Annotated in this window: 12 protein-coding genes and 1 pseudogene; 3 read left to right on the top strand and 10 right to left on the bottom strand. The window is 65.3% G+C overall.

The features are described 5' to 3' along the window. The first annotated feature begins 76 nt into the window (after positions 1-76). Positions 77-1,036 (top strand): helix-turn-helix transcriptional regulator, encoded by a 960-nt coding sequence (locus J4G43_RS11465; RefSeq protein ID WP_208084852.1) that lies wholly within the window; start codon positions 77-79, stop codon positions 1,034-1,036. Positions 1,037-1,151: 115 nt separating this feature from the next. Beyond that, positions 1,152-2,372 carry an NAD(P)/FAD-dependent oxidoreductase gene (locus tag J4G43_RS11470; protein WP_208084853.1) on the top strand — a complete coding sequence of 407 codons (1,221 nt, stop codon included), beginning with the start codon at positions 1,152-1,154 and terminating at the stop codon, positions 2,370-2,372. 314 nt (positions 2,373-2,686) lie between these two features. Here J4G43_RS11470 and J4G43_RS11475 read toward each other — a convergent pair whose 3' ends face one another. From J4G43_RS11475 to J4G43_RS11510, 8 genes are all read right to left on the bottom strand, one after another. Then, a complete protein-coding gene (locus J4G43_RS11475) occupies positions 2,687-2,890 on the bottom strand; it encodes a hypothetical protein (RefSeq protein ID WP_014497685.1) in 204 nt (67 codons plus the stop codon). Positions 2,891-3,185: 295 nt separating this feature from the next. Further along, positions 3,186-5,327, bottom strand: coding sequence for a flagellar biosynthesis protein FlhA (gene flhA, locus J4G43_RS11480; protein WP_208084854.1), 2,142 nt, complete (start codon positions 5,325-5,327; stop codon positions 3,186-3,188). 414 nt (positions 5,328-5,741) lie between these two features. Then, a complete protein-coding gene (locus J4G43_RS11485) occupies positions 5,742-6,044 on the bottom strand; it encodes a copper-binding protein (RefSeq protein WP_028158911.1) in 303 nt (100 codons plus the stop codon). 14 nt (positions 6,045-6,058) lie between these two features. Further along, entirely contained in the window at positions 6,059-6,514 is a 456-nt protein-coding gene (locus tag J4G43_RS11490; RefSeq protein ID WP_208084855.1) for a cupredoxin domain-containing protein, read from the bottom strand. Positions 6,515-6,549: 35 nt separating this feature from the next. Next, a complete protein-coding gene (locus J4G43_RS11495) occupies positions 6,550-7,881 on the bottom strand; it encodes a copper oxidase (RefSeq protein ID WP_208084856.1) in 1,332 nt (443 codons plus the stop codon). A gap of 13 nt (positions 7,882-7,894) precedes the next feature. Further along, a complete protein-coding gene (locus J4G43_RS11500) occupies positions 7,895-9,319 on the bottom strand; it encodes a TolC family protein (protein WP_208084857.1) in 1,425 nt (474 codons plus the stop codon). Between the two features lie 9 nt (positions 9,320-9,328). Beyond that, positions 9,329-9,613, bottom strand: coding sequence for a hypothetical protein (locus J4G43_RS11505; RefSeq protein ID WP_208084858.1), 285 nt, complete (start codon positions 9,611-9,613; stop codon positions 9,329-9,331). Positions 9,614-9,692: 79 nt separating this feature from the next. Next, positions 9,693-10,130, bottom strand: coding sequence for a hypothetical protein (locus J4G43_RS11510; RefSeq protein ID WP_208084859.1), 438 nt, complete (start codon positions 10,128-10,130; stop codon positions 9,693-9,695). A gap of 150 nt (positions 10,131-10,280) precedes the next feature. Between J4G43_RS11510 and J4G43_RS11515 the strand changes: the two are divergent. Further along, a pseudogene (locus J4G43_RS11515) lies at positions 10,281-11,545 on the top strand (MFS transporter). Here J4G43_RS11515 and J4G43_RS11520 read toward each other — a convergent pair. Beyond that, entirely contained in the window at positions 11,542-11,949 is a 408-nt protein-coding gene (locus tag J4G43_RS11520) for a DUF4864 domain-containing protein (protein WP_208084860.1), read from the bottom strand. The pseudogene J4G43_RS11515 and the gene J4G43_RS11520 sit on opposite strands and share 4 nt — an antisense overlap. Before the next feature lie 65 nt (positions 11,950-12,014). Beyond that, positions 12,015-12,665, bottom strand: coding sequence for a TetR/AcrR family transcriptional regulator (locus J4G43_RS11525; RefSeq protein ID WP_187388096.1), 651 nt, complete (start codon positions 12,663-12,665; stop codon positions 12,015-12,017). Between the last annotated feature and the right edge of the window lie 141 nt (positions 12,666-12,806).

The raw sequence follows: 12,806 nt of genomic DNA on the forward strand, positions 1-12,806 counted from the left end.
AATCCACGGCGTCAAATGCCCGGAATTTGCAGTCGGCGCCGCACATCATGGCGCCGGAAAAGGGGCTAGAAGTCAGATGGATGCAGCTAGGACGCCGGGCATCTTCGTCCACCAATATGCGGGCCTTCCGCATGGTCCGGCCTTCGAACATTGGCGCGAGCGGGCCTTCGGTCCCTGCGGCCTCGACGTCGGGCCGAGCCATGGCGACAGCATCGATTGCCGGCTCCAGGTCAGCGTGGTCGACAATATCGCTTTGGCCATTCCCGAAGGTGCCTCCGCGCAATATTCGCGGACGCAGAGCCATCTTGCCGACGGCAGCGACGATCTCGTCCTGATCGCCGCGCATGCGGGTCTCGTCTGCGTCGGGCAGAACGGCCACACCGTCGAACTTGCGCCCGCGCAGATGGTGCTCGTCGACATGGGCGTCACCGGCACCGTCGGCCACACCCAGGAAGATCGCTTCACCAGCATCCGCATGCCGCGCCGCGCGCTGCTCGACATCAATCCGCGTGCCGAGGACAAGCTGTCGCAAGTGCTCTCGGATGGCGCGGTGGCCGAGACGATCTTCCGCTACCACGCACTCGCCGCCAATCACGCGCCGCATCTCGACGCCGTCGGCCAGCGCCTGACCGCGCAGCACGTGATCGATCTCGTCGGCCTGCTGCTCGGCACCGATGCGGAGCATGCAAGCCTTGCGCGCGGTCGCGGACATGCGGCGGCCCGTCTCGATCTCATGCGTGCCGACGTGATGGCCGCGCTCGGCCGCAACGATCTCTGTCTGTCCGAGATCGCGACGCGCTCAGGGCTCAGCCCGCGCCAGGCGCAACGCTTGTTCGAGCAGGCCGGCACGACCTTCACCGAATTCGTGCTGGAGCAGCGCCTGTTGCTGGCACGCAAGCTGCTCGGCGATCCCCGCGCGAGGGCGCGCAAGATCAGCGACATCGCGCATTCCTCGGGCTTCTCCGACCTGTCCTATTTCAACCGCGCCTTCCGCAAGCGTTTTGGCGCGACGCCATCGGAGCTGCGCGAGGCCTGAGCCGCGATTTTATGCGGCGGAGCGGCGACGCCGCGGTTGGTCGATCCGGGCAAATGAGCTATATCTGCCTGCGCGGGCAGACCGCCGGAATTCTTGGACAAAGCAGTAATCGGACATGGCGCGTATCGTCGTGCTCGGCGCCGGGTTTGCAGGTCTATGGGCGGCCATCGGCGCCGCGCGCAAGCGCGACGAGATCGGCGCGGCCGGCCGTGACGTCGAGATCCGTGTCGTCGATCGCAATCCCTATCACAACATCCGGGTGCGCAATTACGAGGCCGACCTCAGCGAGGTCGCGCTGCCGTTGCCGCAACTGCTCGATCCGATCGGCGTCACTCATGGCATTGGCGAGGTCGAAGCCATCGACCCGTCACGGCGCGAGATTTCGCTCGTCACGAGCGGCGGCGAGGAGACGCTGAGCTACGACCGCCTGGTGCTGGCGCTCGGCAGCGAAGTGATGCGTCCCGCCATCCCCGGCCTTGCCGAGCATGCTTTCGACGTCGATACCTATGCCGCCGCGCTCATCCTCGAAAATCATCTCGTCTCGCTCGGACACGGCGCGCCCTCGCCGGGGCGCTCGACGGTCGTGGTGGTCGGCGCCGGATTCACCGGCATCGAGGTGGCGGCCGAGATGCCGGACAGGCTGGCGCGCGCCGGCATCACCGGCAGCCGCCGCATCGTCCTGGTCGATCCCAACCCTGCGGTCGGCGCCACCATCGGCGCGCATGCGCGTCCCGTCATCGAGACGGCATTGGCCTCGCTCGACGTCGAGACGCGGCTTGGCGTGCGCGTCGTGTCCGTCGAGGCCGCCGGCATGCACCTGAGCTCAGGCGAATTCATCCCGGCGCAGACGGTGATCTGGTGCGCCGGGATGCGCGCGAGCCGGCTGGCCGAGAGCTTCGTGGGCGCGCGCGATCGCCTCGGCCGTCTGCTGGTCGATCCTTTCATGCGGGTGGCCGATGTGCCGGGCGTGTTCGCCGCCGGCGATGTCGCCTCGAGCGTGGTCGACGGACTGCACCCGACGGTGATGTCCTGCCAGTTCGCCCGTCCCATGGGCCGCTTCGCCGGTCACAACGTCGTAGCCGATCTGGCGGGCCTGCCGATGCTGCCGCTGCGCATCGACTGGTACGTGACCGTGCTCGACCTCGGCGGCTGGGGCGCGCTCTATACCGAAGGGTGGGATCGCGAGGTTCGCACCACTGGCGCGGCCGCAAAGGCGACCAAGCAGACCATCAACTGCAAGCGCATCTACCCGCCGCTCACCGGTAGCAAGGACGAGCTCTTCGCTGCCGCAGCGCCGACCGTGCAGGCGCCGCCGCCGACTTATGGGGCGCGGTAGCTGGGGCACGGTAGCGCCAAACACTCGGTGTCATCGTCCGCGAAGGCGGACGATCCAGTATTCCCGAGACGGCAGTGGGATACGGAGAAGCTGCGGCGTACTGGATTCCCCGCTTTCGCGGGGAATCCAGTGGTGTTCGGGGCGACGTCCCACGCTACGTCCGCAGTGAAAACATACCCCAGACATGAGAAAGCGCCCGTGGGGGCGGGCGCTTTCCGTAGTCGACTTGGGGTTGGGGTCGTCTACATATCCACGTGGCGACTTTGGGGGGCTGGTAAAGAGCCGCGTGAATTCACAAAACTCGTCAAATCTCCTTATCGAACGAGGGATGCGTTCGAGCTGGTGATAACAACCGGCTTGCCGGCCTTGATGACGCGGGCGGTCTGGGTCAGGCCTTCGTCCGAACCCGTGCGCGCCGCCGTGATGCCGAAGCCTGCCACCGCGATGCCGGCGACGAGGGCTACGACCACGATTTTCAAGTGGGTCGAGCGATCGGCGCTGTAAATCGAGTGGTTCATGGAAGGCTCCTGCCGCCATCTACCCGAAGTAGTCGCTACCCTGTTGGGGGAGGTTCATGCTTCCGGTCACCAACAACCTAGTATTGGGGGGATTCGTTCCCAAGGGGCGATCACAAGAGCGTGACAGGACGTGAAAGATCGCGATCGAAAGCGACCCCTCAATCGTGCGATTATATAATTATTTCAAAGGTGTAATGTGCTTGCGAGGCGCCTTGTTTGCATTTGGTCGACAAGGCGCCAGGAACTCAAAAACCATTTGCCTGTGGCCGAAAAACATACGGCTTCTTAAGGCAAATCAGATGCTTCCGACCGTTTTCAATCTCGCCCTGGGGTGGATTTCAGCCTGCGACAGCACCGTCGTCTGGGCCCGGAACCGCTCGACGAGGGAGCGTACGAAGGGACGAATTGCCGCAGACGTGACCAGCACCGGCGCCTCGCCTTCGCGCGCGGCGCGCTCGAAGGCCTCGCGCACGCCGGTCATGAATTCCGACAGCTTCGAGGGCTGCATCGCGAGGCTGCGTTCCTCGCCCTGGCCGATGATGGATTCGGCGAAGGCCTGTTCCCACCGCGCCGACAGAGCGATTAGCGGCAGATAACCGCTGTAGGAGGTGTTTTGCGCGCAGATCTGCCGCGCGAGGCGGGCGCGGACGTGCTCGACCATGGTCGCGGGATTGCGCGAGAAGGCGAGCGAGTCGGCGATGCCTTCCAGGATGGTCGAGAGGTCGCGGATCGAGATGCGCTCGGCGAGCAGCAGCTGCAGCACGCGCTGGATGCCGGAGACCGTGACCTGGCCCGGCACGATGTCCTTGACCAGCTCGCCCTGCTCCTTCGGCAGCTCCTTGAGCAGCTTCTGCACCTCGCCGTAGGAGAGCAGGTCCGACATGTTGGCCTTGAGCAGCTCGGTGAGGTGGGTCGAGAGCACGGTCGCGGCGTCGACGACGGTGTAGCCCTTGAGCGAGGCTTCTTCCTTGAGGCTGGCATCGACCCAGGTTGCGGGCAGACCGAAGGTCGGCTCGGTGGTGTGGATGCCGGGCACCTGCACCTGGCTGCCGCCGGGGTCCATGACCATGAACTGGTTCGGCCAGATCTTGCCGGTGCCGGCGTCGACCTCCTTGATCTTGATGATGTAGGTGTTGGCTTCGAGCTGGACGTTGTCGAGGATACGCACAGCGGGCATCACGAAGCCCATCTCGATGGCGAGTGAACGGCGCAGCGCCTTGATCTGCTCGGTGAGGCGGTCGGTGCCATCAGGGCCGTTGACGAGCGGCAGTAGCGCATAGCCGAGCTCGATCTTGAGATCGTCGATCTTGAGCGCGGCGGAGATCGGCTCTTCGGCCGCAGCGGCGCCAGGTGAACCCGGCGTTCCCGGAGCGAGTGCGGTCTTTGCAACTTCGTCAGCCCTGGCAGTCGCCCGGTTGCGGTTGCGGGCGTGCCAGGCGAGCGCACCGGCGCCGCCGCCGAGCGCCAGGAAGGGGATGGTCGGGATACCCGGCAGCGCCGCCAGCACCAGCATGACCGCCGCGGACATCGCCAGCGCCTGCGGATAGCCGGAGAACTGTTTCATCAGCGCCTTGTCGGCGGCGCCGGACACGCCGGCCTTGGAGACGAGCAGGCCGGCCGCGGTCGAAACGATCAGCGCCGGCACCTGGGTGACGAGGCCGTCACCGACGGTCAGCAGCGTGTAGCTGCGCCCGGCATCGGCGAAGGAGAGGCCTTGCTGCGCGACACCGATGATCATGCCGCCGACGATGTTGATGAAGACGATCAAAAGGCCCGCGATGGCATCGCCGCGGACGAATTTGGAGGCACCGTCCATGGCGCCGAAGAAGCCGCTCTCGTCCTCCAGATCCTTGCGCCGCTGCTTGGCGACCTTCTCGTCGATCAGGCCGGCGGAGAGATCAGCGTCGATCGCCATCTGCTTGCCGGGCATGGCGTCGAGGTGGAAGCGGGCGGCGACTTCGGCGATACGGCCCGAACCCTTGGTGATGACGACGAAGTTGACGATGATCAGGATGGCGAAGACGATGATACCGATGACGAAATTGCCGCCCATCACGAAGCTGCCGAAGGCTTCGATGACGTGACCGGCGGCATCCGTGCCCTCGTGCCCGTGCGACAGGATCAGGCGGGTCGAGGCCATGTTCAGCGACAGCCGCAGCATGGTCGAGATCAAGAGGACGGTCGGGAAGGCGGAGAATTCCAGCGGCGCCTGGATGAACAGCGACGTCATCAGGATCAGGATCGAGAGCGTGATCGAGATCGCCAGGAACAGGTCCAGCACGATCGCGGGCAGGGGGAGGATCAGCACCACCAGGATGGTGAGGACGCCGAGCGCCAGCGCGATATCGCCGCGCTTGAGGATGTTGCCGATCTCGGTAAGGGTCGGGAAGCCGGCGTTCGTGCTGCCTACGCCCTGTCCCGCGGTGACGTCGACCATGGTAGCTGCTCCCCCGCGCGACTGCCGTCCGCGCGCCCCAAATGTCTGCGCGGCGGCCGAAGGGCCGCCGTTTCGAAAGTGAGGCACCGCACTGGCGTCCACGGGGGACCTCCCGTTCTACGCGGCTGACGACACTCGACTTCACCCGGCAATTCTTGCCGGGTGTATGGTTAGCAAAGGGTTAACGGAGGGTGCGGCAGGAGGTCAGACCGGGGTGTTTCGGGCACCTGGCAGGGACGAAGTCGTCATGCCCGGGCTTGTCCCGCCTGCGCGGCCGAAGCCGCTTCGGCGCGGCGAAGGCCCGGGCATCCCCACGTTCTTCATGTCGCGCCCAAGCCGTGGATGGCCGGGACGAGCCCGGCCATGACATTGTGGAAGCGTTTGGCGCCGAAATCAGCTGCGGAGGACGTAGCCCTATTTCGCCTTCTGCATCGTCGTCACCGTATACCCCGAAGCGGCCTCCTCGGCCTCGAAGGTCACCTTGTCGCCGACCTTCACCTGCTTGAGCAAAGCGGGGTCCTTGACGCGATAGACCATGGTCATGGGCTCATCCATGCCGAGGCTTTTCGCCGGTCCGTGCTTGAGCGTGATCTTGCCGGCGCCCTCGTCGATCTTCTTGACCTCGCCGCTGATCGCGGCGCCCTGGGCTGCGAAGGCCTCCGCGGCAAGACCGACGGTCAGCGCCAGCGCTGCGGCGATACGGATGGTGCGGTTCATGGGCGTCTTCCTCGTTACTTCACGGTGACGTGGCCGACCATGCCGTAGTCGCGATGGTCGGGAATCAGGCAGGAGAATTCGAACGTGCCGGCCTTGCTGAACTTCCAGAGGATCTCGGCCGTCTTGTTCGGTGCGAGCCTGACGCCATTGGGATCGTCGTGCTCCATATGCGGATGCTTCTTCATCTCCACGGCATGCGCGAGATTCTCCTTCGTGGTGGCGAGCAGGAATTCGTGGTCCTCCTTGCCGACATTGCGCAGCACGAAACGAATCTGCTCGCCGCGTTTGACCTCGATCCTGGCGGGCGCGTAGTCCATCTCGTTCAGCAGGACCTCGATCGTGCGCGCGGGCTTCCTGGGATCGCCGGGCTCGCCGGCCGAAAAGGTCCCATGCCCGTGCTGGTCGTGGGCAAATGCCGCCGCGGTCGAAAGCGCGGCCAGCGCAAGTCCGAGTTCGATCGTCTTCTTCATCTTGTTCTCCAGTTGGTGGTGGTTCATCGAAACGCTCACATCTTCATGTTCTTCATCGGCGCGCCTTGCTGCCGCGCCGGCTCGGCGGACGGCGGCGTGACCTCGTAGGCGACGGTGCCTTGCGGGAATCGGTAGGGGCCGGGATCGCGATAATCGTCGCGCGCGAGGTCCTCGCGGATCTTCATCACCGTGAACATGCCGCCCATCTCGATCGGCCCGAACTGACCGGTGCCGGTCATCATCGGCAGCGTGTTGTCGGGCGCGGGCATCTCCATGTTGCCCATCGCCATGCCGGTCGAGCCCATGGCCATGCTGTCAGGTGCGAGCTTGCCGACGGCCTTGGCGAGATCCTTGCGCGACACGCCGATCAGATTGCGCACCTCGTGCCCCATCGCGTTCATGGTGTGGTGCGACTTGTGGCAATGGAACGCCCAGTCGCCGGGATTGTCGGCAAGCACGTCGAACACGCGCACCGCGCCGACCGGCACGTCGGTGGTCGTCTCCGGATATTGCGCGCTCTCCGGAATCCAGCCGCCATCGGTGCAGGTCACCGCAAAGCTGTGGCCGTGCAGATGAATCGGATGGTTGGTCATGCTGAGATTGCCGATGCGCACGCGCACCTTGTCGCCGAGCCTGACCGGCAAGGGATCGATGCCGGGAAACACCCGCGAATTCCAGGTCCACATGTTGAAGTCGGTCATCTCGTTGACCTGCGGCAGGTATGTGCCGGGATCGACGCGATAGGTGCTCATCACGAAGACGAAGTCGCGGTCGACGGGCCGGAAGCTTTGATCGCGGGGATGCACGACGACCATGCCCATCATGCCCATCGCCATCTGCACCATCTCGTCGGAATGCGGGTGGTACATGAAGGTCCCGCTCTTCTTCATCTCGAACTCGTAGACGAAGGTCTTTCCCGGCTGGATGTGCGGCTGCGTCAGTCCGCCGACACCGTCCATGCCGCTGGGAATGATCATGCCGTGCCAGTGCACGGTGGTGTATTCGGGCAGTCTGTTGGTGACGAAGACGCGGACCTTGTCGCCTTCGACCGCCTCGATGGTCGGGCCCGGCGACTGGCCGTTATAGCCCCACAGATTCACTTTCATGCCCTCGGCGAATTCCCGCACCACGGGTTCGGCGACGAGATGGAATTCCTTCCAGTCGCCGTTCATGCGGAACGGCAGTGACCAGCCGTTCAGCGTGACCACAGGGCGATAGTCCGGGCCGCCGATCGGATGCAGCGGCGGCTGCATCACCACCTTATCCATGTGAGGCGCTTCCGGAATGGACGCGGCCTGCACACGGCCGCTGATGGCCGACGCGCTGGCAAGCGCGGCGGTGCCCAGAAATCCTCGGCGGGAATACATGTTGGCCTCCATCTCAATGACCGCCATCGGCAGGCGCTGCCGCGGCGATGGTGGTTGAAGTGTCGCCGCCCGACGCAGGTGCGCTGCCGCCGTTGACGGCGGCCTGGAGGTCGGACTGGGCGAGGAAGAATTTTTGCTTGGCATCGATCGCGCCGCGCAGCGACGCTAGGCGCTGCCGCGCTTCGGTGAGCAGCGCGAAAATATCGACCTGCATGCTGGAGAAGCGCAGCTGCATCTCCTCCGTGATGATTTTTCGCAAGGGGAGGATTTCGCGCTGATAGTGGCTGGCGATGTCGTAGGTCGAGCGATAGACGCGATAAGCATCGCGCGCCTCCGAGCGGACGTTGACGGCGCGCTCGGTCAGGCGGTTGAAGGCGAGATTGTAGGTCTCCGCCGCCTGCCGCACCCGCACCTCGCCGCCGTCGAAGATCGGGATCTGGAACTGCACATCGAAACCGCGTTCGCGGAACGGCGGGCCCTCGGGATCCTGGGTGCGGCGGGAGATGCCGGCGAGGTCGAGCAGCGTGACAAAGCGCGTCGCCTCGGTGAGGTTGAGCGACTTTGCCAGCGCCGTCAGCTCCAGCCGCGCGATCTGTAGATCGATGCGATGGGCAACAGCATCAGCCTCGATCGAGGGCAGTGCCTGCGGCCGGCGCGGCAGCGGCGGCAATTGATCGGGCAGACGGAAGTCGAGGCCGCCGTCCCACAGCCCCATCAGGCGCGCGAGCCTTTCGCGCGCGCTCGTTGCCGCCTGCCGCGCGGTGGCGAGGTCGGCCGTGGTCTCGGCATAAAACACCTGCTCGCGGGCCTGGTCGAGCTTGTTGATCGAGCCGGTCTCGCCGAGTTTGACCGCGAGCTGCGCCGTCGATTCCGCCGTCGCCTTCGCGTCGGTGAGCAGCGCCACCATTTCGTTGCCGGCGACCGCACGGATATAGGCGCGCCGAACATCTGCGGCCAGCCGCAGCGTCGCCAACGCCGCGCGCAATTGCGCCTGACGGAAACGGTCGCGGGCGATGTCGGAGCGGAACGGCAGGGTGGCCAGCGCGAGGATGTCGCCAACCACCTGACGCTCTATCTCGCTCGCGCCATTGCCTGCGATGCGCGAGATCGAAAACACAGGATTGGGCGGCAGGCTCTGCTCGACCAACTCGGTCTCGGCCAGCGCCAGCTCGTTATAGGTCGCTTGCAGTCCCTTGTTGTTGAGCAGCGCGATCTGCACGGCCGTCTCGGTGGTCAGCGTGCGCGCCAGCAAGCGGCGGACGGTCGCGTTGACGGCCTCCGCGCCTTCGGCCGTTCGCACGAAGGCGACGTCCTTGTTGATGGTCTGGCTGGTGAGGTCCGAGACCGTCGTCATGCCTCCGTCCGGCGAGAATGCCATGCAGCCGGAGAGTCCCAGCGCAGTGAGCACGAGCAGGCCCCGCGCAAAATGATGCGTCATGGCGCGCCCCTACCGGTCTTGCTTCGGCTGCGGGGCGACAGCGTCGTTGCGGTCGCGCCATGGCCCCGTCGTCGCAGGTCGCAGGCTGGTGTAGGGCGCAATCGTCGAGCGATAGCCGACGCGCGCGAGCTTCACCGCCGGATCGGCCGGATCGGCGCCGGCCACGGGCACAGTTGCCGGCATGCAGCCGGACAATATCAACGCGGTTGCGGCCAGCAGCGGCCAATTGAATCGAAAGTGTCGTCCACGCGCCGCGGATGCGGCGGCGAACTTCGCCCCGGAAAGCGTAAGCATGAGTCATCCCTGATCTGTCGTAGAGACCACAGGTTCGCGCGCGCGGATGCGCGTGCGGCCCTGACGTCGTCGCGTCAGATCAGGCGATGGGAGGGCGGTAGTGCTGAGGCGGCGCCGCGCTGTGCAGGCTGACCACGATCTCGGGCGCGCAGGCGGAAATCGGCTGCAGCGGCTTGGCGACGCCGGGCAGGTCGGCCGGCAGCGCGCTCACGCACATCATCGCGCAGCACGGGCCAGCCTTGCCGTCATGGTGATGTTGGGCGGGCGCATCCTGTGCGGCAGCCTGGTGATGCGCGTGCATGCCTGCGTGGTCATGCGACACACCGTCATGCACGTGGCCGACCTGCATCTGGTGATGCACCGGCACGAGATCGGCGAGGAGCGCGTCGTCGAGGCACGGCGCCGGGCCGCTGCCCCAGGCGAGGGCTGCTGCCGGCGCGAGCACGCAGAACAGATAGGCGAGGGCGATGATCCGCCCCACCCTGATCCGCATCGATCGCGTCAATCGCAACAGCATTCCGCCGACAGGCTCCTCGCGCGGCAATGTTGCACACGCAGATTGCAAACTAATGGCAAAGCGCGGCTTCGCCAAGCATCTTCTTACCGCAGTGCACCGCGCATGCCCAATATCGCGGCACGTTGCTTGACCGCGCGGCGATCAGCGAACATGGTCCGGCCCGTGCACGCGCCAAATCTTCCAGGACAGAGACCGGCCTCATTCACCCCTGATTCGCGTCAGGCTTGGGTGCGGCTGTTGCTTGCGCTGCTGATCGGTTCGATCGGCGGCGTCGGCATGTGGGCGGTCGTCGTGGTGATTCCCGTCGTGCAGACCGAGTTCGCCGCCACGCGCGCAGCGGTCTCGCTTGCCTTCACACTGATGATGTTCGGCTTCGGCCTCGGCGGCGTAATCGCCGGCAAGATCACCGACAAGTTCGGCATCGTGCCGGCGATGGCAATCAGCATCGCCTTCATCGGCGTTGCCAATGTGCTGGCGGGGCTCTCGACCCAGCTCTGGCAGTTCGTCGCGGCCTATTTCCTGATCGGGCTCGGCACCTCGGCGACCTTCGCGCCGCTGATGGCGGAGGCCTCGCACTGGTTCGAGCGCTATCGCGGACTTGCCGTGACCATCGTCGCGAGCGGCAATTACGTCGCGGGCACGATGTGGCCGCCGCTCATCAGCGAGGGCATGCAGACGATCGGCTGGCGCACCACGCATATCGGCATCGCCCTCGTTTGCGTGGTCTTGATGACGATCCTGGTGCTGGTCCTGCGCGCACAGATGGGCGACGACAAGGTCGCAATCACGCCAATGCGCGCCCGCCGCAGGTCGATCTCAAGCTTTCGACCAATACGCTGACCGTGCTGCTCTCGATCGCCAGCATCGCCTGCTGCGTCGCCATGGCGATGCCGCAGGTGCACATCGTCGCCTATTGCGGCGATCTCGGTTACGGCGTGGCGCGCGGCGCCGAGATGCTGTCGCTGATGATGGCCTGCGGCATCGTCAGCCGCATCGGCTCGGGTTACCTTGCCGACAAGATCGGCGGCATCCGCACGCTGCTGGTCGGATCGCTGGCGCAGGGCTTTGCGCTGGTGTTCTATCTGTTCTTCGACAGCCTGACTTCGCTCTATCTGATCTCCGCGATGTTCGGCCTGTTTCAGGGCGGCATCGTGCCGAGCTACGCCATCATCGTGCGCGAGGCGATGCCGGCGAGCGAGGCGGCAACCCGCGTCGGCATCGTGATCTTCGCCTCGGTGTTCGGCATGTCCTTCGGCGGCTGGGTGTCGGGCGTCATCTTCGACGCGACGGGCTCCTACGCCGCGGCGTTCGCGAACGGGGTGGCGTGGAATGCCCTCAATGTCGGCATCGTGCTGACGCTGTTGATCCGGTCGCGGATGAATGCGGTCAAGACGGGGCCGGGTTTTGCGACCTAAACTTCTCGCCCCACCTTCAGCAACGAGCAGCCGGTGATCTTGTAGCTGCCGTCCGCCTGCTGCTCGAGCGTGTACAGCGCCTCCCAGGCTTCGCCATTGGCATCGACGATGTGGACGTGCTGGGAGATCCAGTTGCCTTCGCTCCTGCTCTCGCCAAACTCAAAGCTCCTGTGCCGGTAGACCGGCGCGTAGCCGTTTTGCACCATGGACATGAAGATGTCGGGTGCGGGGAAGATTTCCCTGATCGCCGGCGCGGCGTGGGAATAGGCCGCGGCCGCATCGTCGCGCGCAAAGGCCTGCTCCTGGGCACGGATGACGCCCTGTGCCGCAGTGACGTCGGCGGCGCATGCTGGAGCGGCACCAAGGGTAATCATAAGGGCGACGAGCAAGGCGGCGATGCGCATGACAGGCTCCGTGTTGAAATCCCGGCGATGCCAATCCTAGCACGCCCTCAGGGAAATACGGCGCGCTATCGCTTCCGTTTCACCGCGGGCTTTGCGGGCTTGGCGGCGCGCGCCTTGGTCTTGGTGCCGGACTTGCCGGCCGGCTGCACCCGCAGCCCGTCCACGAACACGTCGAGCATGCGCAGCACCGAGGATTGCCAACCGGGCTGGTCGTGCATGTAACACATGCCGACCAGTGCCCTGAGCAGATCCTCCGGGCTGACGTCGCCGCGCATCTGGCCGGCCGCGACTGCGCGGTCGAGCAGCGAGCCGATCGCCTTGGTCAGCCGGTCCATCGAGAACGCCGCGAGTTCCGATGAGCTCTGGAACGTCAGCGCCAGCGCGGCCGACATGCCCTTTTTTGTGGCAACGAATTCGACGTTGGAGCGCAGCCAGCGCCGCAGCGCATCGACCGGGTCCTTGGCGTTCTTCAATTGCTCGGCAAGCTCGCTGAGCTGCTCGACCTCGCGCCGGTACACCGCCTCGAACAAATCCTCGCGAGTTGGAAAATGCCGATAGAGCGTGCCGATGCCGACGCCGGCGCGTTTGGCGACGGCTTCCAGGCTCGCCTCGGGACCGCCCGCGTTGAACACGATTTTCGCCGCCTCGAGCACGCGCTCGCGATTGCGCACGGCATCGGCGCGGGGCTTCCGAATCTGGTCGGTCTGGTCGTCCATGACGGTAATGTAGATCACGAATTGGTTAGATTGAACCCTCGCAATGAACCCTTGCAAGGCTGCATCGCGTTGTATGCGCACGGGCTTTCGACGAATTTCAAATATTTTCGGGCTTAACCGGAGGGTGCCTCCGTATCTTCC

Source organism: Bradyrhizobium barranii subsp. barranii, assembly GCF_017565645.3.
Lineage (GTDB): Bacteria > Pseudomonadota > Alphaproteobacteria > Rhizobiales > Xanthobacteraceae > Bradyrhizobium > Bradyrhizobium barranii.

Bases quoted from the DNA above. Each gene is read 5' to 3' on its own strand.
- J4G43_RS11490 (WP_208084855.1), bottom strand. From the start codon at position 6,514: ATGAAGAAGACGATCGAACTCGGACTTGCGCTGGCCGCGCTTTCGACC.
- J4G43_RS11485 (WP_028158911.1), bottom strand. From the start codon at position 6,044: ATGAACCGCACCATCCGTATCGCCGCAGCGCTGGCGCTGACCGTCGGT.
- J4G43_RS11470 (WP_208084853.1), top strand. From the start codon at position 1,152: ATGGCGCGTATCGTCGTGCTCGGCGCCGGGTTTGCAGGTCTATGGGCG.
- flhA (WP_208084854.1), bottom strand. From the start codon at position 5,327: ATGGTCGACGTCACCGCGGGACAGGGCGTAGGCAGCACGAACGCCGGC.
- J4G43_RS11510 (WP_208084859.1), bottom strand. From the start codon at position 10,130: ATGCTGTTGCGATTGACGCGATCGATGCGGATCAGGGTGGGGCGGATC.
- J4G43_RS11475 (WP_014497685.1), bottom strand. From the start codon at position 2,890: ATGAACCACTCGATTTACAGCGCCGATCGCTCGACCCACTTGAAAATC.
- J4G43_RS11520 (WP_208084860.1), bottom strand. From the start codon at position 11,949: ATGCGCATCGCCGCCTTGCTCGTCGCCCTTATGATTACCCTTGGTGCC.
- J4G43_RS11465 (WP_208084852.1), top strand. From the start codon at position 77: ATGGATGCAGCTAGGACGCCGGGCATCTTCGTCCACCAATATGCGGGC.
- J4G43_RS11500 (WP_208084857.1), bottom strand. From the start codon at position 9,319: ATGACGCATCATTTTGCGCGGGGCCTGCTCGTGCTCACTGCGCTGGGA.
- J4G43_RS11495 (WP_208084856.1), bottom strand. From the start codon at position 7,881: ATGTATTCCCGCCGAGGATTTCTGGGCACCGCCGCGCTTGCCAGCGCG.
- J4G43_RS11525 (WP_187388096.1), bottom strand. From the start codon at position 12,665: ATGGACGACCAGACCGACCAGATTCGGAAGCCCCGCGCCGATGCCGTG.
- J4G43_RS11505 (WP_208084858.1), bottom strand. From the start codon at position 9,613: ATGCTTACGCTTTCCGGGGCGAAGTTCGCCGCCGCATCCGCGGCGCGT.